This window comes from Sinorhizobium sp. BG8 (genome assembly GCF_016864555.1).
Taxonomy (GTDB): domain Bacteria; phylum Pseudomonadota; class Alphaproteobacteria; order Rhizobiales; family Rhizobiaceae; genus BG8.
Genome location: NZ_CP044011.1, coordinates 2,334,657 through 2,356,626, shown reverse-complemented (window position 1 = coordinate 2,356,626; position 21,970 = coordinate 2,334,657). Strand labels below are relative to the sequence as shown.

20 protein-coding genes and 3 tRNA genes are annotated in these 21,970 nt (G+C 62.6%); 8 read left to right on the top strand and 15 right to left on the bottom strand.

All coding sequences use genetic code 11. From position 1 onward, the window contains the following. Positions 1-7: 7 nt before the first annotated feature. From nuoG to F3Y30_RS10995, 9 genes are all read right to left on the bottom strand, one after another. Positions 8-2,086 carry an NADH-quinone oxidoreductase subunit NuoG gene (gene nuoG / locus F3Y30_RS11035; RefSeq protein WP_203426577.1) on the bottom strand — a complete coding sequence of 693 codons (2,079 nt, stop codon included), beginning with the start codon at positions 2,084-2,086 and terminating at the stop codon, positions 8-10. A gap of 123 nt (positions 2,087-2,209) precedes the next feature. Next, positions 2,210-2,824 (bottom strand): hypothetical protein, encoded by a 615-nt coding sequence (locus F3Y30_RS11030; RefSeq protein ID WP_203422789.1) that lies wholly within the window; start codon positions 2,822-2,824, stop codon positions 2,210-2,212. Between the two features lie 5 nt (positions 2,825-2,829). Continuing rightward, complete coding sequence (gene nuoF, locus F3Y30_RS11025) at positions 2,830-4,134, bottom strand: NADH-quinone oxidoreductase subunit NuoF (RefSeq protein WP_203422788.1); 1,305 nt, start codon at positions 4,132-4,134, stop codon at positions 2,830-2,832. Between the two features lie 10 nt (positions 4,135-4,144). Continuing rightward, a complete protein-coding gene (locus F3Y30_RS11020) occupies positions 4,145-5,272 on the bottom strand; it encodes an NADH-quinone oxidoreductase subunit E (RefSeq protein ID WP_203422787.1) in 1,128 nt (375 codons plus the stop codon). Between the two features lie 14 nt (positions 5,273-5,286). Then, entirely contained in the window at positions 5,287-5,532 is a 246-nt protein-coding gene (locus F3Y30_RS11015; protein ID WP_203422786.1) for a hypothetical protein, read from the bottom strand. After that, entirely contained in the window at positions 5,532-6,722 is a 1,191-nt protein-coding gene (locus F3Y30_RS11010; RefSeq protein WP_203422785.1) for an NADH-quinone oxidoreductase subunit D, read from the bottom strand. Before F3Y30_RS11010 ends, F3Y30_RS11015 begins: the two co-directional genes overlap by 1 nt. A 58-nt stretch (positions 6,723-6,780) precedes the next feature. Next, on the bottom strand, positions 6,781-7,386 hold the full coding sequence (locus tag F3Y30_RS11005; protein WP_203422784.1) for an NADH-quinone oxidoreductase subunit C: 606 nt from the start codon (positions 7,384-7,386) through the stop codon (positions 6,781-6,783). An 18-nt stretch (positions 7,387-7,404) separates the two neighbouring features. Then, on the bottom strand, positions 7,405-7,986 hold the full coding sequence (locus tag F3Y30_RS11000) for an NADH-quinone oxidoreductase subunit B (RefSeq protein ID WP_203422783.1): 582 nt from the start codon (positions 7,984-7,986) through the stop codon (positions 7,405-7,407). Next, positions 7,977-8,342, bottom strand: coding sequence for an NADH-quinone oxidoreductase subunit A (locus tag F3Y30_RS10995; RefSeq protein WP_203422782.1), 366 nt, complete (start codon positions 8,340-8,342; stop codon positions 7,977-7,979). Before F3Y30_RS10995 ends, F3Y30_RS11000 begins: the two co-directional genes overlap by 10 nt. A 284-nt stretch (positions 8,343-8,626) precedes the next feature. Here F3Y30_RS10995 and F3Y30_RS10990 point away from each other — a divergent pair, with 284 nt between their 5' ends. Next, the gene (locus F3Y30_RS10990; protein ID WP_203422781.1) at positions 8,627-8,815 is read left to right on the top strand and encodes a hypothetical protein; all 189 of its coding nucleotides are present in this window, start codon (positions 8,627-8,629) and stop codon (positions 8,813-8,815) included. Between the two features lie 16 nt (positions 8,816-8,831). On the opposite strand, the gene F3Y30_RS10985 is transcribed toward F3Y30_RS10990, so the two are convergent. Beyond that, positions 8,832-8,908, bottom strand: a tRNA-Asp gene (locus F3Y30_RS10985). A 49-nt stretch (positions 8,909-8,957) separates the two neighbouring features. Then, positions 8,958-9,034, bottom strand: a tRNA-Asp gene (locus F3Y30_RS10980). A gap of 377 nt (positions 9,035-9,411) precedes the next feature. On the opposite strand from F3Y30_RS10980, the gene F3Y30_RS10975 reads away from it, so the two are divergent. Next, positions 9,412-9,487 (top strand) — tRNA-Val (locus F3Y30_RS10975). 68 nt (positions 9,488-9,555) lie between these two features. On the opposite strand, the gene F3Y30_RS10970 is transcribed toward F3Y30_RS10975, so the two are convergent. Next, the gene (locus tag F3Y30_RS10970; protein ID WP_246752709.1) at positions 9,556-10,101 is read right to left on the bottom strand and encodes a Pycsar system effector family protein; all 546 of its coding nucleotides are present in this window, start codon (positions 10,099-10,101) and stop codon (positions 9,556-9,558) included. Positions 10,102-10,354: 253 nt separating this feature from the next. On the opposite strand from F3Y30_RS10970, the gene F3Y30_RS10965 reads away from it, so the two are divergent. Next, entirely contained in the window at positions 10,355-12,319 is a 1,965-nt protein-coding gene (locus F3Y30_RS10965) for an adenylate/guanylate cyclase domain-containing protein (RefSeq protein ID WP_203426575.1), read from the top strand. Between the two features lie 90 nt (positions 12,320-12,409). Continuing rightward, on the top strand, positions 12,410-13,396 hold the full coding sequence (locus tag F3Y30_RS10960; protein ID WP_203422780.1) for an aldo/keto reductase: 987 nt from the start codon (positions 12,410-12,412) through the stop codon (positions 13,394-13,396). A gap of 12 nt (positions 13,397-13,408) precedes the next feature. On the opposite strand, the gene F3Y30_RS10955 is transcribed toward F3Y30_RS10960, so the two are convergent. Further along, positions 13,409-14,200, bottom strand: coding sequence for an SDR family oxidoreductase (locus tag F3Y30_RS10955; RefSeq protein ID WP_246752708.1), 792 nt, complete (start codon positions 14,198-14,200; stop codon positions 13,409-13,411). A 249-nt stretch (positions 14,201-14,449) separates the two neighbouring features. Here F3Y30_RS10955 and uxuA point away from each other — a divergent pair, with 249 nt between their 5' ends. The 4 genes from uxuA to F3Y30_RS10935 all read left to right on the top strand — a co-directional run bounded on the left by uxuA (position 14,450) and on the right by F3Y30_RS10935 (position 18,783). Then, complete coding sequence (uxuA, locus tag F3Y30_RS10950; protein WP_203426573.1) at positions 14,450-15,634, top strand: mannonate dehydratase; 1,185 nt, start codon at positions 14,450-14,452, stop codon at positions 15,632-15,634. A gap of 121 nt (positions 15,635-15,755) precedes the next feature. Then, complete coding sequence (locus F3Y30_RS10945; RefSeq protein WP_203422779.1) at positions 15,756-16,532, top strand: ABC transporter substrate-binding protein; 777 nt, start codon at positions 15,756-15,758, stop codon at positions 16,530-16,532. A gap of 89 nt (positions 16,533-16,621) precedes the next feature. Continuing rightward, positions 16,622-17,566, top strand: coding sequence for a LysR family transcriptional regulator (locus F3Y30_RS10940; RefSeq protein WP_203422778.1), 945 nt, complete (start codon positions 16,622-16,624; stop codon positions 17,564-17,566). Positions 17,567-17,658: 92 nt separating this feature from the next. Beyond that, positions 17,659-18,783: an FAD-dependent oxidoreductase gene (locus F3Y30_RS10935; RefSeq protein WP_203422777.1), complete on the top strand. Its 1,125-nt coding sequence runs from the start codon at positions 17,659-17,661 to the stop codon at positions 18,781-18,783. A gap of 63 nt (positions 18,784-18,846) precedes the next feature. Here F3Y30_RS10935 and secD read toward each other — a convergent pair whose 3' ends face one another. Both secD and F3Y30_RS10925 read right to left on the bottom strand, forming a co-directional pair. After that, positions 18,847-21,375 carry a protein translocase subunit SecD gene (gene secD, locus F3Y30_RS10930; RefSeq protein WP_203422776.1) on the bottom strand — a complete coding sequence of 843 codons (2,529 nt, stop codon included), beginning with the start codon at positions 21,373-21,375 and terminating at the stop codon, positions 18,847-18,849. Positions 21,376-21,474: 99 nt separating this feature from the next. Continuing rightward, complete coding sequence (locus tag F3Y30_RS10925; protein WP_203422775.1) at positions 21,475-21,945, bottom strand: hypothetical protein; 471 nt, start codon at positions 21,943-21,945, stop codon at positions 21,475-21,477. Positions 21,946-21,970 lie beyond the last annotated feature (25 nt).

Here is a 21,970-nt window from a genome sequence, read left to right as displayed (position 1 = left end):
CCTGCGCTCATTCCGCCGCGGCTTTGAAGTTGTTACGGGCAAGTGCCGAGCACTCGGCCATTACCGCGGAGGCGCGCGCTATCGGGTTCGTCAAATAGAAGTCTTTGATCGGCGACGCAAACCCGGATTTGCCCAACTTGCCGCCTTTTTTCGCGAGCGCCACAATATCCTCGATGCTGCCGGCCGCGATCGCGTCGACATCGGCGAAATGCGGGTGGGCGGCATAGAGCTTGGCGCGCAGGACCGCCAGCGAATCGAACGGCAGCTTCTTGCCTAGAACGTCGGACAGGGCACGGATGATCGCCCAGTCTTCGCGTGCTTCGCCCGGTGCGAAACCGGCACGGTTTCCGACCTGAACGCGTCCCTCGGTGTTGACCCAGGTACCCGACTTCTCGGTGTAGGTCGCGCCCGGCAGAATCACATCAGCCACGTGCGCGGCGTTGTCGCCATGCGAACCGATGTAGACGGTGAACGCGGTCTTCTTGGAGAAGTCCATTTCATCGGCGCCGAGCAGGAAGACCACGTCCGTGCCCGTCAGCATGTCGGCGGCAGCCTTGCCATCCTTGCCGGGAACGAAGTCGAGGTCCAGTCCGCCAACCCGCGAAGCAGCCGTGTGGAGGACGGCAAGTCCGTTCCACTCCGCCGTGACAGCGCCGACGGCGTCGGCAAGCTTGGCCACGCTGGACAGCACCGCCAGACCGTCGGCGCGAGAGAGCGCGCCCTGGCCGACGATGATCATCGGGTTCTTGGCCTTCTTCAGCTTGGCCGCAAACTTGTTTGTCCCATCCACGAGCTCCGCCAGCGTCTCCGTACCGGCGCCGAGGTATTCGTAGTCGTAGCGCAGTTCGGCCTGCTCGCCGATCACGCCGATCGGGAAGCCATCCATGCGCCAGCGCTTGCGGATGCGTGCGTTGAGGACAGCAGCCTCGAGGCGGGGATTGGCGCCGACGATGAGGAGCGCGTCGGCGGCCTCGATGCCTGCGATGGTCGGGTTGAAGAGATAGCTTGCACGGCCGAGCGAAGGATCGAGCGCCGAACCATCCTGGCGGCAATCGAGGTTCGTGGAACCGAGCGACTTCACCAGTTCGGAGAGGGCGTACATTTCCTCGACGGAAGCGAGGTCGCCTGCGATCGCACCGATGCGGTCGCCGGACTTGCCGGCAACGGCGGTCTTGATCGCCGCAAACGCCTCGGACCAGGAAGCAGGCTGCAAACGGCCGTCCTTGCGGACATAGGGCCGATCGAGGCGCTGGGTCTTCAGACCGTCCCAGATGAAGCGGGTCTTGTCGGAGATCCATTCCTCGTTGATGTCTTCATTGACGCGCGGAAGGATGCGCATCACTTCGCGGCCGCGGGTGTCGACGCGGATCGCCGAACCGACGGCGTCCATGACGTCGACCGACTCGGTCTTGTTGAGCTCCCACGGACGGGCGGTGAAGGCGAACGGCTTGGACGTCAGCGCACCAACGGGGCAAAGGTCGACCACGTTGCCCTGAAGCTCGGACGTCATCGCCTGCTCGAGGTAGGTGGTGATCTCGGCATCCTCGCCGCGGCCAATAAGGCCGAGCTCGGTGATACCAGCGACTTCCGTGGTGAAGCGGACACAACGCGTGCAGTGAATGCAGCGGTTCATGATCGTCTTGACCAGCGGGCCGATGTACTTGTCTTCGACGGCGCGCTTGTTTTCCTGGTAGCGCGAGCTGTCGATACCGAAGGCCATGGCCTGGTCCTGCAGGTCGCATTCGCCACCCTGGTCGCAGATAGGGCAATCCAGCGGGTGGTTGATGAGCAGGAACTCCATCACGCCTTCGCGGGCCTTCTTGACCATCGGCGTTGTCGTGAAGACTTCCGGCGGCTCGCCGTTCGGGCCCGGACGCAGGTCACGGACACTCATGGCGCAGGAGGCTGCCGGCTTGGGCGGACCGCCCTTTACCTCGACGAGACACATGCGGCAGTTGCCCGCCACCGAAAGCCGCTCATGGAAACAAAAGCGCGGAACCTCGGCGCCGGCGTCCTCGCACGCCTGCAACAGCGTGAAATGATCCGGAACCTCAATTTCTTTTCCATCGACTTTCAGCTTTGCCATATCCGTCTTCCCGCTTTCCACGCAAATCCTGCGTCTCGTCAGCGCCATGTGTGCGGTGGACTTCCGGGTCATTGCACCCTTCCGTCCACCTGAATTCGTTTCGTTCGCCGGTCAGAGTGAAGCCTACCGGCTCCCCTGCCCCAGCACCCTTGCCTGCTCCACCCAGCCGTCCCGGGCTATCCGCCCTTCGATGCCGAGTTCACCTTCAATCTTCGCGACGTCCAGCTCGGACCAGGCCGCGATATCGGCATAGCGTCTGATGCCCATGCCGTTAAGAACCTGCTCCAGCTTCGGGCCGACGCCTGAAATGAGTTTCAGATCGTCAACCGCTTCCGCCGTGGCCGCCGATGCCGCAGCTGCGGCCGGTGCCTTCTTCATCTCAATCCTGGCCGAACGAGGTTTCGCCCGGACCACCTTCTGCGTCGCCGTCACCTGCTCCGTCCGCGGGGCATTCATTCGCCCACCAGCGTCTTCGCCGGATATCCGCCCGACTGGCATGGCGGTTCTTTCGGCTGCACCTTGCATGGCTCCGAACACCATCCCCGCAATCTGCCCGGTCATGCCGAACCCGATTGCAGTTACCGCTGCTACAGCAGCCATCGGATGGGTCATCAGCGGATGCAGCGGCATCGCCGGCATCTGCTTCAGCCACTGTGCGAGGGCGAATACATCTTCGCCCGCCGCGCTTGCCGGGTGGACTGGATCACTATTTCGTTCCTGTCCCACCGGCTTTGTCATCGTCCTTACTCCGCTGCTTCGAGCACGGCGCCGTGCGCCATGGCGTTGTGAGTGTATTGGTCGATCCGCTTTTCGATCTCCGGTCGGAAGTTCCGGATCAGGCCCTGGATAGGCCAGGCGGCTGCGTCGCCGAGCGCGCAGATGGTGTGACCTTCGATCTGCTTGGTGACGTCGAAGAGCATGTCGATCTCGCGCTTCTGTGCGTTACCGCGAACCATGCGCTCCATCACGCGCCACATCCAGCCGGTGCCTTCGCGGCAGGGCGTGCACTGTCCGCAGCTCTCATGCTTGAAGAACTGAGACAGACGCGCGATCGCCTTGATGATGTCGGTCGACTTGTCCATGACGATGACCGCCGCCGTTCCGAACGAGGACTTCACCTCGCGCAGACCGTCGAAGTCCATCTGGCAATCGATGATGTCTTCGGCCTTGACGACCGGGCACGATGCGCCCCCCGGAATGACCGCCAGGAGATTGTCCCAGCCGCCGCGGATACCGCCCGCGTGCTTCTCGATCAGCTCGCGGAACGTGATGCCCATCGCTTCCTCGACCGTGCAAGGCCGGTTCACGTGTCCGGACACCATGAAAAGCTTGGTGCCGACATTGTTCGGACGACCGATCGACGAGAACCAGCCGGCCCCGCGACGCAGGATCGTCGGCGCGACCGCGATCGATTCGACGTTGTTGACCGTCGTCGGGCAACCGTAGAGACCCATGTTCGCCGGGAACGGGGGCTTCAGGCGCGGTTGGCCCTTCTTGCCCTCGAGGCTTTCGAGCAGCGCGGTTTCCTCGCCGCAGATATAGGCACCCGCGCCGTGATGGACGAAAATGTCCATGTCCCAGCCGTGGATGTTGTTCTTGCCGAGCAGGTTCGCGTCATAGCATTCGTCGATCGCCGCCTGCAGGGCTTCGCGCTCCCGCATGTACTCGCCGCGAACGTAGATGTACGCGGTGTGTGCGCCCATCGCAAAGCTTGCGATCAGGCAGCCCTCGATCAGCGTATGCGGATCGTGACGCATGATGTCGCGGTCTTTGCAGGTGCCGGGCTCGGATTCGTCGGCATTGACCACCAGATAGTGGGGCCGCCCGTCGCTTTCCTTGGGCATGAACGACCACTTCAGGCCGGTCGGGAAGCCTGCACCGCCACGGCCGCGCAGCCCGGAGGCCTTCATCTCGTTGATGATCCAGTCGCGACCCTTTTCGAGAAGCTGCTTCGTACCGTCCCAGTGGCCGCGGCTCATCGCGCCCTTGAGCGACTTGTCCTTCAGGCCGTAGATGTTGGTGAAGATGCGATCCTGATCCTTAAGCATATTTCACCTCTTACCGCGGCTTCTTGCCGAAGACCTTGATGTATTCGGCTTCGCCGCCCTTGGCGAGTGCCTTGGCCTGCTTGACCCAGTCCTCGCGCTCGATGCGGCCCTTGAAATTGAGATATCCATCGACCCATTCGCGCTCCGCCTTCTTCCAGGCGGAGATCTGCGCATAGGTGAAGATACCGAGTTCGTGCAGCGTGCCCTCGATCTTCGGACCGACGCCCGAAATCAGTTTGAGGTCATCGACTGCGTCTGGCCTTGCGATGCCTGCCGGGCGGTTCTTGTCTTCCAGGGATGGCTTGCCGACGAGAGCTGCGCCCTTGGCGCCGCCTTCCGCACGCGTGTCGCCCTTGACCTTGGTGTTGGCCGCTGCCTCCGCCTTGGCGGTTGCCGGCGTCTTCAGGGACGGATCGGTTACCGGCGCGTCGGTCTTGGGCCGCGCTGCATCGGAGGGCGGCACGCTGACCGCCGCTACGTCGTCCGCCTTCTTGGCGCGCGGTGCGGTTACCTTCTTGGCAGGGGCTTCCGGCTCGTTGAGGCTCGTCAGCCCGCCGGCAGGGGCGGAAAAGACGCGATCGATCTGCGGACCCGGCGTTACGTCGGCGCCCTTGCCGGCTTCGAACCGGTCGATGATGTATTCGAGTTGCGTCGGCGTCAGGTCTTCGTAGCTATCCTTGAAGATCATGACCATCGGTGCGTTGACGCAAGCGCCCTGACACTCGACCTCTTCCCACGACAGCGTGCCGCCGTGGTTGAGCTCGAAAGGCTCGGCGTGGATCTTGCTCTTGCACACCTTCATCAGGTCCTCGGCGCCGCGAAGCATGCAGGGCGTCGTGCCACAGACCTGGATATGCGCCCGCGTTCCAACCGGCTTCAGCTGGAACTGGGTATAGAACGTCGCCACTTCGAGGACACGGATGTAGGCCATGCCGAGCATGTCGGCGATCGCCTCGATCGCAGCCTTGGTGACCCAGCCGTCCTGCTCCTGCGCCCGCATCAGAAGCGGGATGACGGCGGACTGCTCACGGCCCTTCGGGTATTTCTTGATCGTTGCCTTCGCCCAGATCGCATTCTCCTTAGAGAACGCGAAGCTCGGCGGCTGAACATTGTCATCGGCTAGTCGACGAACGGACATACTTTCACGCCTTATCAGTTAATCAGCCGGCACTGGGTCGCCGACACATTGGCGAACTCGCAGGCATAGGCCGATTTCTCTTTCTGCATAAACACGACATACCGGCTGCCGTTGGGCGCCGCCGCCTTGATCTCGTAGCCCTCGGCGATAAGCTGGGCCATGGTGGCCGAACCGCTCTTGCTGCGGCTGCCGATGTCCTGGGCGGACGCGGCAGACACAGCGGACAGGAGAAGCGTGAGGGCGACAGCGAGCCTAGGCATCAGCGGTCAACCTCACCAAAGACGATGTCGAGAGAACCCAGGATGGCCGATACGTCGGCGAGCTGGTGACCGCGACAGATGAAATCCATCGCCTGAAGGTGGGCATAGCCCGGGGCGCGGATCTTGCAGCGGTACGGCTTGTTGCTGCCGTCGGAGACCAGGTAGACGCCGAACTCGCCCTTGGGCGCCTCGACGGCCGCGTAGACCTCTCCCTCCGGCACGTGATAGCCCTCGGTGTAGAGCTTGAAGTGGTGGATGAGCGCTTCCATCGAGCGCTTCATCTGGCCACGCTTCGGCGGCACGATCTTGCCATCCATCGACGACACCGGGCCGATCTTGGCATCGCCAAGCAGCCGGTTCACGCACTGGCGCATGATCTTGACCGCTTCGCGCATCTCGATCATGCGGATCAGATAGCGGTCGTAGCAATCGCCGTTCTTGCCGATCGGAATATCGAATTCAAGGTCGGAATAGCACTCGTAAGGCTGAGAACGCCGCAGATCCCAGGCAGCACCCGAACCGCGCACCATCACGCCGGAGAAGCCCCAGGCCCAGGCATCCTCGAGCTTTACGACGCCGATATCGACGTTGCGCTGCTTGAAGATACGGTTTCCGGTGAGAAGATCATCGATATCGTCGAGGGTCTTCAGGAACGGATCGATCCACTTGCCGATGTCTTCCACCAGCTCGTGCGGGAGGTCCTGGTGGACACCTCCCGGCCGGACATAGGCTGCATGCATACGGGCGCCGCAGGCGCGCTCGTAGAAGACCATCAGCTTTTCGCGCTCTTCGAAACCCCAGAGCGGCGGCGTCAGCGCGCCGACGTCCATGGCCTGCGTGGTCACGTTGAGAAGATGCGAAAGGATACGGCCAATTTCGGAATAGAGAACGCGAATCAACTGGCCGCGGATCGGCACCTCGGTTCCCGTCAGGCGCTCCACCGCGAGGGCAAAGGCGTGCTCCTGGTTCATCGGCGCCACGTAGTCGAGGCGATCGAAATATGGCACGGCCTGCAGATAGGTCTTCGTCTCGATCAGCTTTTCGGTTCCGCGATGCAGCAGGCCGATATGCGGATCGACGCGCTCGACGATTTCACCGTCGAGCTCGAGCACCAGGCGAAGAACGCCGTGGGCGGCCGGATGCTGCGGTCCGAAGTTGATGTTGAAGTTGCGGACGTTGTGTTCGTTCATGTGCGGCGCGCTCCGCGCTCAAGGATAAAACTCGGCATATTTCCGGCGATAGGACAGATCATTGCTGCTTCGCCTTTTCATCGCCCGGAAGCACGTAGTCGGTGCCTTCCCACGGCGAGAGGAAGTCGAAGTTGCGGAACTCCTGCCGAAGCTCCACCGGTTCGTAGACCACGCGCTTGACCTCGTCGTCATAGCGCACCTCGACGAACCCGGTCGTCGGGAAGTCCTTCCGAAGCGGATAGCCTTCGAAGCCGTAGTCCGTGAGGATACGGCGAAGATCCGGGTGCTCCGTGAAGAGAATGCCGTACATGTCGTAGGCCTCGCGCTCGAACCAGTCGGCGCCCGGATAGACGCTGCAGGCCGACGGGACGGGAACGTCCTCGCCCGTGGCAACCTTCACGCGGATGCGCAGATTCTGGCGCGGCGACAGCAGATGATAGACCACGTCGAAGCGGTCCTCGCGGCTCGGCCAGTCGACGCCACAAACGTCGATCAGGCTGACAAAGCCACACTGCACGTCATCCCTGAGGAACGTCAGCAGATCGAGCAGCTTTTCGCCGCTCGTCACCAGCGTCAGTTCGCCATAGTTGATTGCCGACGCGGAGAGCAATGCACCGCGCGTTTCACCGATATAGGAAGCTAGCTCCTGAAGGGCTTCGCTCATGTCGTCAGTCCCCTGCCCTTAGCGCTCGATCGTGCCCGTGCGGCGAATCTTCTTCTGAAGCAGAAGCACGCCATAAAGCAGCGCTTCCGCCGTGGGAGGACAGCCCGGAACATAGATATCGATAGGCACGATGCGGTCGCAGCCGCGCACCACGGAATAGGAATAGTGATAGTACCCGCCGCCGTTGGCGCAGGACCCCATCGAGATCACATAGCGCGGCTCTGGCATCTGGTCGTAGACCTTGCGAAGCGCCGGCGCCATCTTGTTGGTCAGCGTGCCCGCGACGATCATCACGTCGGACTGGCGCGGAGACGCGCGCGGCGCGAAGCCGAAACGCTCGACGTCATAACGCGGCATCGAAAGCTGCATCATCTCGACGGCGCAACAGGCAAGGCCGAAGGTCATCCACATCAGCGAACCGGTACGGGCCCAGTTGATGAGCTCGTCGGTCGAGGTGACGAGAAATCCCTTGTCGGCGAGCTCGTTGTTGATCTCGCCAAAGAATGCGTCGTCGCTGCCGATCGGCTTGCCAGTGTTGGGATCGATGATCCCCTTGGCCTGCGGCGAAACGAGCGTCGTCGGAGCTTGGGCTAGTGCCATTCCAGCGCCCCCTTCTTCCATTCATATATAAAGCCGATGGTAAGCACGGCGAGGAACACCATCATCGACCAGAAGCCGAACCAACCCATGTCGGCGAAGGAAACCGCCCAGGGGAAGAGGAAGGCCACTTCGAGGTCAAAGATAATGAAGAGAATCGACACCAGGTAGAATCGGATGTCGAACTTCATTCGTGCGTCGTCGAAAGCATTGAATCCGCATTCATAAGCGGAAAGCTTTTCCGAATCGGGCGCCTTGTACGCGACCGCGAAAGGCGCGATCAGAAGCGCGACGCCGATCACGAGCGCGATACCAATGAAGATTGCGATCGGGATATAGGAACCGAGAAGTTCAGTCATTGTCGTCCGTCCTGCTTGCGAGGGCGTCGGAGAGACACCGTTCGGTCCATGACCTGCAAGCCCAGAAGTTATGTTGCAACGCCAGAGTGGTTATCGCAGTGAGCGTCGCTGTGCAAGGCTTTGTCGGACATTCGTCAAAATGATTACATAGTTTCGCGCAGTGCCGCCAAATCACGATCGAAACGATTTGATTCCCGGACAGACGCCAGAGGGAGAACGGCGGCAACCGCAAAGCCACGCCACCACGCGGGGGCGAACGCGTGCAGTGCAGCATAATCAGGGACATGGGCACGACCGAGTCGCATTTGATCGCGCCGGAACTAAAAAACCCGCGTTCTGCCATTCGGCTTTCCAGCAGCGATGCCGCGTCTTCAGCGGCCGGATCGCGATGGCGAATCAAAAAAGATCGGGAACGGCTCAATGCGCAAAAAGCTACGCGAACCGGCGCGTTGCCGGCACAAGCTGAACAATGAGTTTATGAGAGTGAAATGGCGCGAGTGACGGGGCTCGAACCCGCGACCTCCGGCGTGACAGGCCGGCACTCTAACCGACTGAGCTACACCCGCGCATGTTGGCTTTTGCAAGCCTGGACCTTCGTGACCGAACCTTTTGAAATGGCGCGAGTGACGGGGCTCGAACCCGCGACCTCCGGCGTGACAGGCCGGCACTCTAACCGACTGAGCTACACCCGCATTTCCATCTCATGGTCCGGACGCCGGAGCGTCCTTGTCAAAGCGGCCTCGCCGTTTTGATGAGCGGCTAACTAAGGGGTTCCCCATTGGGTGTCAAGCAGGTTTGAATACAAAACGATGACGGGCGGAGAAATGTTTTGGATAGAGGAAAGACGCCGCGGCGAAAATCGCGCGGGAACCCTCTCAATCCCCTCCCCGGTAACGGCATCACCGGGATGCACGCTTGGAAACGCTCCAAGGCGACGTGCAGTTATCCACATGCCCCTCCCGCTGCCGGCGGCCCTCCAATACGCACTTGCACAAAAAAAATCGAAAAAGCGCACAAATGCTCTTGCGGTTTCATTCGTATCCGCATAGATCACGGCCACCAACGCGGCGGGCGATTAGCTCAGTTGGTAGAGCGCCTCGTTTACACCGAGGATGTCGGGAGTTCGAGTCTCTCATCGCCCACCATTTTCCCCTTTAAAACCGCCGTAAGCAGTAGTTGGAACCGGTCTCTCGGGTCCTCCGCTGCGACTGCCCTATCGCGTCAAAAGCAGACCCACATAGGCGAGAACCGTGAGCAGGAGCCCGCGGAAGGCAAATGCGACGTAGCGATACTTGTCAGCTGCCAGCATCGCCATCGCATCGGCGTTTTCCAGATACTGATCGAAGAGATATCGCGTATCGCCCTCGGCAGCGGCTGCGCGGAAGGCCTCCCGGTGCTTCGGCCATGCGCCCCAGAAGAGCGAGGTGGCCTTGTTCACTCGTCGCGGCAACACGACCAGGATCGCCGAGACGATCGAAACGACCAATGATACGGCGAGCAAGGCCGAGAGCAGCGTGTCCGCAATGCTTTCGGAGGCATAGCTCGACAGGGTGAACACGCCCCTGCCTTCGCCTGACGTGACGAGGAAGGCCAGCATGAACGTGAAGATATAGGCCGCCTTCTGGTCGGAGATCTTCACCTGGTCATAGAAGATGTCATTGACCTTCTTCACATGCTGCAGGTGCTCGGCCTCGATTGTCTGGACCGCCTGATGCGGTTCCGCATGCGTTGCCCCTATTGGAAACTCGACATTCGCCATTGTCATTTTCTCCCCGATTCGCCGGCCCGCCGGAGATTGCGTGTCCCGATACCCTCGACGCACCCTCCACTTGACATTGCGGTAGCATTTGAGACTGGTTACCACCGATGAGGGGATTTTCAATATTATGCCGGCGGCAAGCTTCGCCGGCGCTGACGGTCGCGCATGCCGCCGCCGGATCACCGTTCGTTCCGCGACCGCGGTCGAGGTGGACGCGACAGCGATTCGCAATGCCTGCGAAGGCCCTCTTTTCATGAACGGAGCTGCGGGAATCAGCAGACCGCCGAGAATCGGCAGGCCCGCGAGGCTCGCGCTCCTGACCGCCGCGGTCATCACCGTCGTCTCGGTGCTTTCCTCCGTGCCCGGCTGGTCGCTGCTCGAGCTCAGAAGCTTCGACTATCTCTCGACACTGGACGACCCATCGCCGCCGGAGGGAGGGCCGATCGTGGTCGCGATCGACGAACCTTCCCTCGCCGACCTCAACGCGCAATGGCCGTGGCCGCGCAGCCTCCACGCCCAGCTGATCGAAAGCCTTCGCGCGGCAGGTGCCAAGGCGATCGGCATGGACATCATCTTCGCGGAGCCCTCTGATCCCGCAAACGACAAGGCGCTTGCCGATGCGCTCGGGCCGGACGTGGTGCTCGCGGGCGACGAGAGCGTGATCGTGACACCACAGGCCGAGCAGTTGCTGCGCACGACGCCGCTGCGACAGTTCACCGACGCAGGCGCGGTCACGGGTCTCGCCTCGATTTCTCTGCACGGCGACGGCATCTTCCGGGATATCCCGCACTATAAAGACGGTTTCGCCCTCCAGCTCTCCCGCGTCTCCGGCCGCGAGACAAAGTCGCCGGTCGGACCGCTGATGGTGCAGTCCTATGGCCCCGGACGCAGCTATCAGACCGTATCCTACTACCAGGCGCTCGACCCCGATAACTTCCTGCCTAAGGACATCTTTCGCGACCGGGTCGTCCTTGTCGGCCTGAGTTTGCAGAACGCCCCGGAGATCAAGGCGGGCGGCACGGACGCTTTCGCGACACCTTATACAGTCCACACGGGCCGGCTCGTTTCCGGCGTCGAGATCCAGGCCACGATCTTCGACAATCTGACACGAGGCGATTCGATTGCCCGGGCGAGCCCGATGCTGGTCGTTCTCGGTATTGTCCTTGCCGCACTTCTCGGCGCTTTCGTAGTGAGGAAGGAAACGCGCTGGCAGGCGGCGCTGACATCGCTTCTCGTCGTGATCCTACTCGCGGCAGCAAGCTTCCTTGCGATTCGCCTCGGCCACGTTTTCGTCTCGCCGCTCGGCCCGGCGCTCGCCTTCGTATGCGTCGTGATCAGCCAGGCGGCGTTCGACTATGCCGACGAGCGGCGCAACCGGCAGCAGATCATCCGGGCTTTCTCCCAGTATCTTTCCCCGACCCTGGTCGAGCGGCTGGCGATGGATCCTTCGCAGCTGCGCCTCGGAGGCGAGCGGCGCACGCTGACAATCCTCTTCTGCGATGTGCGCGGCTTCACCACCATTGCCGAGAAGATGAAGGAAGATCCTGAGCAGCTGACGGCGCTCATCAACCGCCTGCTGACGCCCCTCTCCGACATCGTCATGGGCCACGGCGGCACGATCGACAAGTATATCGGCGACTGCCTCATGGCCTTCTGGAACGCCCCGCTCGACGACGCGGATCATGCGGTGCATGCCGTCGCGGCGGCGCGCGGCATGCTCTCCGGCATGGACTCCCTCAACGCCGAGCTGGAACGGGAGGCAAAGGAACGGGGAACGCCTTATCACAGGCTTCGCATCGGCATCGGCATCAACACCGGCGAGTGCGTGGTCGGCAACATGGGATCGCTGCAACGGTTCGACTATTCGGTGCTGGGCGATGCGGTGAACCTTGCTTCCCGGCTCGAGGGCGCATCAAAGAACTACGGCGTTCCGCTGCTGCTTGGCGAGGAGACTGCCCGGCAGGCGGGCGCCGCCTTCGCCATCCTCGAACTGGACCGGATTACAGTGAAGGGACGCACGACGGCATCGCCGGTCTACACCGCGATGGCGGCGCTTGATCCCAAGGCCGCTGAAATGCACGCCCGGCTGGTCGCGGCCAAGTATGCCGATACGCTCCACGAGAGCGACCCGCTGTTCGACGCCCTTTCCAAGGCCATCCCCCAGCTCTCCGCCTACTACGAGATCGTACGCTCGGAGCGGGCCCAAGGCGGCGCCTGATTCTTCGATATCGGCGAACCTGTTGCCCCTGCCTGCGCTCGGTGCTACGCGCAAAGCCACATTGACAGGATCAGATCCGGGAGGAGCCCCATGAGACACCGCAAATTCGGCCGCACCGCATTCACCACGACCGACATAGGCTTCGGCGCGTGGCAGATCGGCGGCGCCTGGGGCGACGTCAGCGAGGCGGACGGGCGCGCTGCCCTGAATGCCGCGCTCGACGCAGGCATCACCTTCATCGACACGGCCGACGTCTACGGCGACGGGCGGTCGGAGAAAATCATCGCAGACGTGCTGAAATCGCGGGGCGGTCACCGGCCGATGGTGGCAACCAAGGCCGGCCGTCGGCTTTCGCCGCACGTCGCGGATGGATACACCAAAGAGAACCTCGAGGCCTTCATCGACCGGAGCCTCCTCAATCTCGGTGTCGACTGCCTCGATCTGGTGCAGCTTCATTGCCCGCCGACGGAGGTCTACTACCGGCCGGAAGTCTTCCATGCGCTCGACGAGATCAAGGCCGCCGGCAAGATCGCTACCTACGGGGTGAGCGTCGAAAAAGTGGAAGAAGGGCTGAAGGCGATCGAGTATCCCGGCGTCGTCAGCGTGCAGATCATCTACAACATTTTCCGCCAGCGTCCGGCGAACCTCTTCTTCAAGGAAGCGGCCCGCAAGAAGGTCGCGGTAATCGCCCGAGTGCCGCTCGCAAGCGGCTTGCTGTCCGGCAAGATTTCCGCCGACACGGCGTTTGCCGCTGACGACCACCGCAACTTCAACCGCCACGGCGAGGCATTCGACGTTGGCGAAACCTTTGCCGGCGTGCCGTTCGAAACCGGTCTCCAGGCGGTCGAGGAAATCCGTGCGCTGGTTCCTGCCGGCGAAACCATGGCCGCCTTCGCATTGCGCTGGATTCTCATGAACGAAGCCGTGAGCGTCGTGATCCCCGGTGCACGCAATGCCGCCCAGGCCGAAGCCAATGCGCGGGCTGCGAGCCTTCCGGTATTTTCCGAGGATCTGATGGAGGCGACACGCGAGATCTATTATCGCCTCGTCGCTCCGCACGTTCACAATCGCTGGTGACGGCGACGCTCCTTAAGCAACGCCGAGGGCGGCAGTAAGCCCGCCGTCGATAACGAAGTCCGCGCCGGTGCAGAAAGCGGCGCGGTCCGAAGCCAGGTAGGCGACCATTTCGGCGACTTCCTGCGGTTCCCCGATCCGCCCGAGCGGATGCGCGGCACCGAATCTCCGGAATACCTCCCCGAGGTCTGCTCCTTCTCCGTCGAACGTGCGTGCCGCAAGCTCCAGAATCGGTGTCCTCACCGAACCGGGGCTTACCGAATTGACCCGGATGCCCTCGGCCGCATGGTCGAGCGCCATTGCGCGGGTCAGCGCATGGATCGCCCCCTTGCTCGCGACATAGGCGGCTACACCTTTCTGGCACGCGTGACCCTGCACCGAGGATATGTTCACGATCGCGCCGCCGCCGCGCCTTGCCATGTGCGGCACGCCGAAATGCGCGGTCAGATGGATCGAACCGACATTGACCGCCATGCAGCGCGCGAAGGTCTCCGCATCCGTGGTCACCGCCGTGCCATAGGGATGGATTGCCGCCGAGTTTACGATGATGTCCAGCCCGCCTGCCGAGGCGCAGATCTCGTCAATCGCCTCTCCGACCTCCCCTGCGACCGACACGTCGGTTTTGCGGACAAGAAGCGACAGGCGGCCTTCCGTGGCGATGGACCGGAGTTCATCGTTCGCGCCTTCGTCGATGCCTAGACACATGACCGTGGCGCCGCCTTCCGCAAGCCGGATCGCCGATGCGCGGCCTATGCCGCTTGTCCCGGTCACCAGGGCAGCCTTGCCCGCGAATTCCTGATCCTTCACTCCGTTTCCTCCTCTTGCCGCCAGCGCCCGCGCCCTCCCGGCACGACCGGGCGGGATCTGCACGGCCGGCGCATGATCCGCAATAGAGCACGGGGCGTCAGCGACAGGAAGCACCTCCCCGCGCCGATTCCACTCCCCTTTCGGAGAGACGCGGGCGGGTGGCATCAAGCGCCAGACCGGCATTCGATCGGTCTTGCACCACATTCCCGTCTGTGGTCCAAAGTCCGGGAGCAGGAGGAGGAAATGACGATGGAAGAGTGCTTTCGCTGGTATGGGCCTAACGATCCGGTGACGCTGGATCATATCAAACAGGCGGGAGCCACCGGCGTCGTCTCGGCCCTTCACCACATCTACGACGGCTCCGCGTGGCCAAGCGAAGAGATCGAGAGGTACAAGGCCGGGATAGAATCATCCGGCCTGACATGGTCGGTGGTCGAGAGCATTCCCGTGCACAATTCCATCAAGATCGCGAGCCGGGAACGCGACCGCTATGTCGGCTACTACAAGGACACGATCCGGGCGCTTGCGGGAGCTGGCGTCACCACGATCTGCTACAACTTCATGCCGGTGGTCGACTGGACGCGGACGGACCTCATGTACCGGATGCCCTCGACCGGATATGCGCTGAGATTCGACGCAGTCGATTTCGCCGCCTACGATCTCCTGGTACTGGAGCGCCCCGGCGCGGAGAAGGACTACACACCCGAGCGCATCCGGGAGGCCGAGGCCAGGCTCGCAAGCCTCGACGCCGAAAAGGTCGCCACGATCGAGCGAAACCTGATCGCCGGCCTCCCCGCCACCGAACGTACCTATGACCGGGATGGATTTCGACGGGCGCTTGCCGACTACCAGGGCGTCGATGCCGATACGCTGAGGGCGAACCTCGTTTCCTTCCTCAAGGAAATCGTACCGGTCGCCGAAGAAGTCGGGGCGCGACTGTGCATCCATCCGGACGATCCGCCATTCTCCCTCTTCGGCCTTCCCCGCGTAGTTTCGACGGCGGCGGATGTTCGGGCAATCCTCGCGGCAGCCGACAGCCCGGCCAACGGCATCACCTTCTGCACCGGGTCCTACGGCGTGCGCGCCGACAACGATCTCGTCGCGATGATCCGTGAATTCGGCCCGCAAATCCATTTCGCTCACCTGCGCAACGTGACCCGGGAGGCCGATGGTTCCTTCCATGAATCGGACCACCTCGACGGCTCGACCGACATGGTCGCCGTGGTTGCGGCACTGCTCAAGGAACAGGCCCGGCGGAAGGAGGAAGGTCGCCCGGACTGGCAGATTCCCATGCGTCCCGACCACGGCCATCTGCTTGCCGACGACATCGGAAAGGCGAGAATCAACCCGGGCTATTCGCTCATCGGACGACTGAAGGGACTGGCCGAGCTGCGCGGCGTCATGCGCGCGCTCTCCACGGTGAGAGAGGTCTAGATTCCGGCTCGAACATCAGTCAAAATAATAACGACTATTGCAGCTATCTATTTCGTTTATGCGCAACCCCAAGCTACCGTTTGATCCATCGTCTGATAATCAACCTCCAAGGGGAACGAAAATGAAGAAGACGCTCCTGGCCCTGGTCCTCGCGGCCACGGCCCTCACCGCTGTTCCGGCCATGGCCGAGACACTCAAGATCGGAACCGAGGGCGCCTACCCGCCCTTCAACTTCCAGGACTCCGCGGGCAACCTCGCGGGCTTCGACGTCGAGATCGGGCTTGCGCTCTGCGAAAAGCTGAAGGTCGAGTGTGAAGTCGTCGCCCAGGACTGGGATGGCATCATCCCCGGTCTGCAGGCGAAGAAGTACGACATGATCATCGCATCGATGTTCATTACGGACGAGCGCAAGAAGCAGGTGTCCTTTACCGATCCCTACTACCTCGCCGCCATGACCCACGCCGCAGCAAAGGGATCCGGCATAACCGACTTCACCAACGAAGGCATGAAGGGCAAGACGATCGGCGCGCAGTCCGGCACGACGCAGGCCGACTATGTCGCAGCCGTCTATCCGGATGCAGACATCAAGCTCTACCCGACGCAGGACGAAGTGAACCTGGACATGGCCAACGGTCGGCTGGACCTCGAGGTTGGCGACATGATCCCCCTGCTCGACTGGGTCACCAAGAACGACGACGGCAAGGCCTGCTGCGAACTGATCGGACAGCCGATAACCGATCCGAAATATGTCGGTGAAGGCGTCGGCATCGCGGTGCGCCAGGAGGACAACGCGCTCCGGGAGAAGCTCAACGCGGCCCTCAAGGAAATACGTGCCGACGGCACCTACCAGAAGATCAACGAAAAATACTTCTCCATCGATATCTACACGATGAAGTGAGATCTTTCGCTACCGAGCGTTCGGGCCGCAGGACTTCAGATGTCCTCCGGCCCGTTTCGTTTCGGGAAGACCCCGACCCGGCCTGACGGATGCCCATCAACCGACTCGAACGCTTCGCTCACAACCTCGACTGGAACCTGCTTCGCACCTTCGTGGTGGTAGTGGAGGAAGGCAGCATCACGCGTGCGGCCAACCGGCTGCTGCTCCAGCAACCCGCCGTCAGCATGGCTCTCAAGCGGCTCGAACAGTCGGTCGGCCACAAGCTCATCGATCGCCGGCCGGGTAGATTTGAACTGACGGAAGCGGGATCGAGGCTTCACCGGCTTTGCCGGGAGATCTTCACGGCCGTCGTGCGCCTTCCCGAGGCGGTCGAACTTTCCGGCGACGAGGTGACCGGGCACGTCACCATCCATTCGGTGAGCCACGCGCTTAATCCGCAATGGGACAGCGCGCTTGCCTCCTTCTTCCGCCTCTACCCGAAGGTGACGATCGGAATCACCGTGGAAACCACCGCCGACGTGATCAGCGCGGTCGAGCGCGGTGTCGCAACCCTCGGGCTGTCAGACGGAATCATTCCGGACAGCCTGGCCAAGGTGCCGTTCTGCTATGAGCATTACGCACTCTACTGCGGAAGAAATCACCGGCTGTTCGGCGCCTCCGACGTTCGGGTCGAGGACCTGCGCGGCGAGCCCTATGTCAGCTTTCTTGCAGACGTTCTCGGCGGGCCGCACATGGGGCCGGTCACCGCAGTGCGCGCCATCGGCTCGTTCGGCCAGCAGGTCCGCGCCATCGCCTTCAATGTCGAGGAGGTTCTGCGGCTGGTCATCGCCAACGCCGGGATCGGCATGTTACCGGTCCACATGACGGCAACGGCTGTCGAAATGGGCACGTTGTGGCAGCTTCCGCCCTACGACGTACTACCGGAAACCGAAACCTTCCGGATCACCAATCCAGATGCTGCCCTCAATTCCGCCGAACGTGCCTTCCTGGCCCACGTCGCCGATGTGCCGCCGTGGCGCCACCACCCGGCATAAACCAGACTGATAGTCACCTTCACCTCTATAAATTTGAATGCAGGTCCAAAAGGCCTTAGGTCTCCCGCATATCCAGAAGCGACGGGAAAACCATGCAACACTACGACATTGCAATCATCGGCGGCGGCATCGCAGGCATCTCGCTTGCGTATTTCCTGGCCCCGCATCGGTCGGTGGTGGTCCTCGAACGCGAGGAAGCCCTCGGCTACCACAGCACCGGCCGGTCCGCCGCGGAATTCACGCTTCGCGACAACGCGCCGGCGGTGAACACGCTTGCCGCGATCAGCCATCCTTTCATGGCCGATCCACCGGAAGGCTTTTCCGAGACGCCGCTTCTGAGACGGCGCGGCAGCGTCATGATCGGCGCCAAGGGAAAGGAAGAGCGGATCGAGACCCTCTACCAGCGCAGCAAGGCGGCAGGTGCATCCGTCGAGAAGCTGACCGTGGAGGCAGCACTCACGCACGTGCCCTTCCTCGATCCGGACAGCCTCGGTGGCGCCTACTTCGATCCCGACTATTGGGATATCGACGTCGATGCGCTCATGCAGGGATATGTGCGCGGCGCCCGCCGCAACGGGGCGGAATTCCTCCAGGGACGAACGCTCGAAAGCGCCACCCTTGACGACGGCCGATGGACGATCGACACGGGCAAGGATCAGATTTCGGTGGACCTCATCGTCAACGCCGCGGGCGGCTGGGCCGATACGGTGGCAGCGCTGTGTGGCGTGCGCCCGCTCTCCATCGTGCCCCACCGGCGGACCGCTATCACGGTCGACCTGCCCGAGGGGATAGACGTGGGGCTGCTGCCGGAGATCAACGAGGTCGACGAAGAATTCTACTTCAAGCCCGATGCGGGACGGCTGCTGGTCTCACCGGCGGACGCCACCCCCTGCGAACCGGCCGACGTCCAGCCGGAGGAAATCGACATTGCCTATGCCGCTCATCATTTGGAACAGGCGACGACACTGTCAGTACGCCGGGTTGCAAGCAGCTGGGCGGGGATGCGCAGTTTCAGCACCGACCGCCTCCCGGTCGTCGGCCCGGCGACGGACAATCCGGCCTTCTTCTGGCTGGCGGGACAGGGCGGATACGGCATTCTGACCTCCCCGGCGCTCGGAAGCCTGGCGGCCGCGCTGATTGCCGAGACCTCTCCGCTCAAGGGGTACGAACAGCATGAACTGGACGCCGAGGTCTTTTCGCCAGCGCGTTTCCAGTAGGCACCGCATCTCCACACTAGAACTGAAACGGGCGCCTCAAGGGCGCCCGTTTCATTTTCTGGATCAGGCCTGTGCGGCCGGCGTGGACGGCGCCCTTGTCGTCTCGCGATCCTTCCACCAGCGGCTGAGGAAGAGCAGGATCGGGCCGCCGATGTAGATCGACGAGGACGTGGCGACGATGACGCCGAAGACCATCGGCCAGGCGAACGGCTTGACGGTATCGCCACCCCAGATCGCCATCGGCAGCAGCGCGGCGGCCACGGCGACCGAGGTGAAGATGCATCGCATGATCACCTGGTTGATCGACAGGTCGATCAGCTCCGAGAACGGCATCGACTTGTATTTGCGCAGGTTCTCTCGCATGCGGTCGTAGACCACCACCTTGTCGTTGACCGAGTAACCGATCAGCGTCAGCACGGCGGCGATCGCCGTCAGGTTGAAGTCGATCTGCATCAGCGCGAAGAAGCCGATCATCTTGGTGATGTCGAGGATCAGCGTCGCGATGGCGCCCACGGCGAAGTGCCATTCGAACCGCCACCAGATGTAGATCAGGATGGCCAGCATGCCGAGGCCGACCGCGATGAAGCCGGAGCGGGCGAGTTCGGTGCTGACCGTCGGACCGACGACTTCCGTGCGTTCGAAGTTGGCATCCGGGATGACTTCCGCAACGGCCTCGCGGATCTTCCCCAGGGCGGCTGTCTGCGCCGCCTCGTCGCCCGGTTGCCGCTGGACGCGGACCAGCACCGAGGTCCCCTGGCCGAATTCCTGCAGGGCGACTTCGCCGAGGTTCAGCCCTTCCATCTTCTCGCGCACGATCGGAAGGTCGATCGGCGTCTTCGAGGTTGCCTCGACCTGAATACCACCGACGAAGTCGATGCCGTAGTTGAGGCCCGGCGTGAAGAAGAGAATGATCGAGCTGATCGAAAGGACGGCCGAAACGCCGATGGCGATGAAGCGACCGCGCATGAAGGAGAAGCTCGGAATGCTCCGAACAGCACCGAGGATCGAATGGATCTCGATCTTCTTCATCTTGCGGCGGACAACCACTTCGCGCATCAGCAGGCGAACGACCGTGATGGAGGTGAACATCGAGATCGCAAGCCCGAGGATCATGGTGACCGCAAAACCGCGCACGGGACCGCTGCCGAACATGAAGAGCAGGATCATACCGACCATCGTCGTCATGTTGCCGTCGACGATGGTGGCGTAGGCCTTGTTGAAGCCGACGTCGAGCGCCTTCATCGCGCCCGCTCCGCCCGCCGTCTCTTCTCGGATACGGGCATTGATGAGGATGTTGGCGTCCACAGCCATACCGATGCCGAGAATGATACCGGCGATGCCGGGCAAGGTCAGCGTCGAGCCGAGCAGGCCGAGGAAGCCGATCGTCATGATCGTGTGAAGGACCAGGCCGACGACGGCGATCAGGCCCCAGGCGCTGTAGAGACCAACCATCATGAGTACGACGAGGGCCAGACCGGCGAAGCCGGTGTAGAGGCCCATGCGGATCGAGTCGCTTCCGAGGTTAGGTCCGACTGTGCGTTCTTCGATGATCGTCAGCGGGGCCGGCAGCGCGCCCGAGCGCAGAAGCGCCGAAAGCACGGTCGCCTCCTGCGGGGTGAAGTTGCCGCTGATCTGGCCCTGGCCGCCGATAATCGGTTCGCGGATGACCGGAGCGGTCAGCACCTTGCCGTCGAGGACGATAGCGAAAGGACGGCCGACATTGGCTTTGGTGATGTCGGCGAACTGGCGGGCACCGGTCGTGTCGAAGGTGAAGGAGACGATCGGCTCGTTCGTGCGCTGGTCGAAGCCTGCCTTGGCGTCGGCGAGCCTGTCGCCCGAGATGGCGACGCGATCTTCCACCGCATACTTGTTGCCGTCGTTGGCTCCGGGAAGGATGGTTACGCCGCGTGGCGCCACACCGTTCGGGTCCGTGCTCGCATCGAGCATGTGGAAGCTCATCTGCGCGGTCGAACCGAGAAGCTGGCGCAGGCGCGTCGGATCCTGAAGGCCCGGAAGCTGTACCAGAATGCGGTCGCCACCCACGCGCTGGATCAACGGCTCGGCGACGCCGACCTGGTCGACACGACGACGGATGATCTCGAGGCTCTGCTCGACGGCAGCGGACATGCGGTCGTTGAGACCTGCCTCTGTCAGCGACACGGCAATGACCATGCCGTTGTTGGCAACGTCGATATCCGGCTGGCCACCACCGAAACCGAGGCTGCCGGCAGGAGCGGCAAGCTTGCGGACTTCGGGGAGAACCTTGTCGAGCGATGCCTGGTCGGGCAGCGTGATGGTCAGCTCGCTGCCGTTCAGCCTGGCGGCGGAGGCCCTCTCGCCGGCGGTCCTCAGGATGGCACGGACATCATTCAGCAGCACATCCATGCGCGCCTTGCGGAGTGCCGCGGAATCCACCTCCAAAACGAGGTGCGATCCACCCTTGAGGTCGAGACCGAGCGTGACGGGATTGGCAGGCAGATAGCGTCCGAAGGACTGCAACTGTGCGGGTGAAAGAATATTCGGGACGGCCGTCAGGACCCCGAAGAGGATGATGGCGATATAGGCCACCAGAGACCATTTGGAGGTGCGCATGGATGAATCCACTTCAAGCTTGCGTGGGAGCGCGCGACCGGACGGCGGCGGGCTCCCCTGAAAATCGGAGTTTGTGCCAGCCTTCCCGGCCGGCTTGGCTTAGCTGGCTGCGCGCGGAGGCGCCCGGCTGCGGAACGCGGCGGCGGCCGCGGATGTCACATGGGCATCGTCGCGGTGGAAAGCCTGAACGTCGGAAGAGACTTCAAAGGCATAGACCAGAGGCTGGTAGCGCGAAAGCGCCGCCTTGGCAGCACCGTCGCCATCGGAAACACCTGCCTTGGACTTCGATGAACGCCGCTCGGCGGTGGCGCCGCCGGGTATCCAGAGTTCGCTCCGTCCCATTCCACCGGCTGTCGACAGTGGCCTGGGCAGATCGCCGGACCGGGCACTTTCCGGCGTCGCGCAGGAAGGCTTGCCTTCCATGTTCTGCGATTCGCCCGCACGCGTGCCGCAACCGTCGTCGAGCAATGCAAACGGCGTGACGAGGAGGGTCAACAGAAAGGCAAGGAAGCCGATGGGCAAGCTGCCCCGGCGTATTCCCTTTGGCTCTCTATGCGACTGCTTGCTCATACCCATCCGTCCCGGAACGCGCAGC

What these genes read in the sequence shown, in the direction of transcription:
- nuoG (WP_203426577.1), bottom strand. Translation starts at nt 2,086, where the DNA reads ATGGCAAAGCTGAAAGTCGATGGAAAAGAAATTGAGGTTCCGGATCAT.
- F3Y30_RS11030 (WP_203422789.1), bottom strand. Translation starts at nt 2,824, where the DNA reads ATGACAAAGCCGGTGGGACAGGAACGAAATAGTGATCCAGTCCACCCG.
- nuoF (WP_203422788.1), bottom strand. Translation starts at nt 4,134, where the DNA reads ATGCTTAAGGATCAGGATCGCATCTTCACCAACATCTACGGCCTGAAG.
- F3Y30_RS11020 (WP_203422787.1), bottom strand. Translation starts at nt 5,272, where the DNA reads ATGTCCGTTCGTCGACTAGCCGATGACAATGTTCAGCCGCCGAGCTTC.
- F3Y30_RS11015 (WP_203422786.1), bottom strand. Translation starts at nt 5,532, where the DNA reads ATGCCTAGGCTCGCTGTCGCCCTCACGCTTCTCCTGTCCGCTGTGTCT.
- F3Y30_RS11010 (WP_203422785.1), bottom strand. Translation starts at nt 6,722, where the DNA reads ATGAACGAACACAACGTCCGCAACTTCAACATCAACTTCGGACCGCAG.
- F3Y30_RS11005 (WP_203422784.1), bottom strand. Translation starts at nt 7,386, where the DNA reads ATGAGCGAAGCCCTTCAGGAGCTAGCTTCCTATATCGGTGAAACGCGC.
- F3Y30_RS11000 (WP_203422783.1), bottom strand. Translation starts at nt 7,986, where the DNA reads ATGGCACTAGCCCAAGCTCCGACGACGCTCGTTTCGCCGCAGGCCAAG.
- F3Y30_RS10995 (WP_203422782.1), bottom strand. Translation starts at nt 8,342, where the DNA reads ATGACTGAACTTCTCGGTTCCTATATCCCGATCGCAATCTTCATTGGT.
- F3Y30_RS10990 (WP_203422781.1), top strand. Translation starts at nt 8,627, where the DNA reads ATGGGCACGACCGAGTCGCATTTGATCGCGCCGGAACTAAAAAACCCG.
- F3Y30_RS10970 (WP_246752709.1), bottom strand. Translation starts at nt 10,101, where the DNA reads ATGGCGAATGTCGAGTTTCCAATAGGGGCAACGCATGCGGAACCGCAT.
- F3Y30_RS10965 (WP_203426575.1), top strand. Translation starts at nt 10,355, where the DNA reads ATGAACGGAGCTGCGGGAATCAGCAGACCGCCGAGAATCGGCAGGCCC.
- F3Y30_RS10960 (WP_203422780.1), top strand. Translation starts at nt 12,410, where the DNA reads ATGAGACACCGCAAATTCGGCCGCACCGCATTCACCACGACCGACATA.
- uxuA (WP_203426573.1), top strand. Translation starts at nt 14,450, where the DNA reads ATGGAAGAGTGCTTTCGCTGGTATGGGCCTAACGATCCGGTGACGCTG.
- F3Y30_RS10945 (WP_203422779.1), top strand. Translation starts at nt 15,756, where the DNA reads ATGAAGAAGACGCTCCTGGCCCTGGTCCTCGCGGCCACGGCCCTCACC.
- F3Y30_RS10940 (WP_203422778.1), top strand. Translation starts at nt 16,622, where the DNA reads ATGCCCATCAACCGACTCGAACGCTTCGCTCACAACCTCGACTGGAAC.
- F3Y30_RS10935 (WP_203422777.1), top strand. Translation starts at nt 17,659, where the DNA reads ATGCAACACTACGACATTGCAATCATCGGCGGCGGCATCGCAGGCATC.
- secD (WP_203422776.1), bottom strand. Translation starts at nt 21,375, where the DNA reads ATGCGCACCTCCAAATGGTCTCTGGTGGCCTATATCGCCATCATCCTC.
- F3Y30_RS10925 (WP_203422775.1), bottom strand. Translation starts at nt 21,945, where the DNA reads ATGAGCAAGCAGTCGCATAGAGAGCCAAAGGGAATACGCCGGGGCAGC.